This window comes from Streptomyces sp. ASQP_92 (assembly GCF_025399895.1).
Classification (GTDB): Bacteria; Actinomycetota; Actinomycetes; order Streptomycetales; family Streptomycetaceae; genus Streptomyces.
In genome coordinates, this window is sequence record NZ_JAODUA010000056.1 from 1 (window position 1) to 1,432 (window position 1,432).

Genomic DNA, 1,432 nt, shown 5'->3' on the forward strand with positions numbered 1-1,432 from the left:
TAGTACTCCGTTAGGTCGCTCTGGCTCTTGAGTTTGGGCTGGTGGTGGATGTTCTTGGCAGGGGGCGGTGGCAGGTGGTGCAGGTGCCGGTCCAGCAGTTCAGCAGGTCCTGGATGGTGTCGAGGATCTGGTAGAGGGTGAGTCCGCTGTATCGGCTTTTGGGGCCAGGCGTTGTTCGGTGAGGAAGGCGTGGGCGGCGGTGACCAGGGTGACGTGGTGATGCCAGCCGTTCCAGGAACGTCCCTCGAAGTGGTCCAGGCCGAGGCCGTGCTTGAGTTCCCGGTAGTCGTGCTCGATGCGCCAGCGGACCTTCGCCAGGCGGACCAGTTCGTTCAGCGGGGTGCCTGCGGGCAGGTTGGACAGCCAGTAGTCGGTGGGTGCTTCGGCTCCGGTGGGCCATTCGGCCAGCAGCGTGAGCTCGGGCAGGACGCCGTCCCAGGCTCCGTCCTGCGCGGTGGCTGCGGCCTGGGCCAGGCGGCGGGCCCGGACTCCGGCCGGCCGGACCCGCAGTGCCACAAAGCGCGAGCGCATCGGCCCGCGGGAGCCTTCACGCCAGGTCGCCCCGGTGAAGGCCTGCCGTGCCCGGCCGGCCGCCAGCGCGGCCACCGAGGACGGCTTGTCGCGGTAACGGGGCTGCGGCTTGCGGCCGTTGCCGGACCAGAGCGGGACAGTGGGCACCGCCTCATGCGGGTGCACAGTCACATCCGAGCGGACCGCCACCACGTAGCCGATGCTCCGGCGCTCCAGCCCGTCACGGAAGTCGGCGTTCTGCCCGTAACCGGCGTCGGCCACCAGTACCGGCGGGACAAGCCCCCATCCGGCCAGCTCGTCGAGAATCTCCAGGGCCAGGCGCCACTTCTCCCGGTGCCCGATCTCCTCAGGGATGCCCGTCCTGCGCCGACGGACAGCATCGGCTGCCCACTCCTGAGGCACGAACAACCGCCACTGCAACGGACAGGACGCGGTGTCGGACACCGCGTGGATACTCACCGCGACCTGGCAGTTGGCCTGCTTGCCCAAAGCCCCGCAGTACTGGGGCGCGACCCCCACCGACATCTTCCCGTCCTTGGGGAACGACACATCATCGACCGCCCACGCATCCGGGGCGATCTGCGGCACCATCCGCTCAGCAATGCGCCGCCGCACCGGCACCGGGTCCCAGGTCGACTGGTTCACGAACTGCTGCAGGTTCTGCTCGTTGCCGTCCGGCAGGCGGCCGGCCATGGCCTGGATCGACTTGCGGCGACCGTCCGTCATCAGTCCCCGCAGATAGCAGTCACTCTTGGCCCGCTGGTCCTTGCGCGGCACCGACGCGAACACGTCAGCCACGAACAGCGCCAACTTGGCCCGAGCCCGGCTCACTTCATGTGCGTCCACACCTCCAACATGCTCCCGAACAGGACCAAGAGGAAGACCTAACGGAGTACTACTA

1 protein-coding gene is annotated in these 1,432 nt (G+C 68.3%); it reads right to left on the reverse strand.

What is annotated here, in order from left to right:
* Nucleotides 1-99 precede the first annotated feature (99 nt).
* Nucleotides 100-1,377 carry an IS701 family transposase gene (locus N4G70_RS36870; protein ID WP_261717154.1) on the reverse strand — a complete coding sequence of 426 codons (1,278 nt, stop codon included), beginning with the start codon at nucleotides 1,375-1,377 and terminating at the stop codon, nucleotides 100-102.
* Nucleotides 1,378-1,432 lie beyond the last annotated feature (55 nt).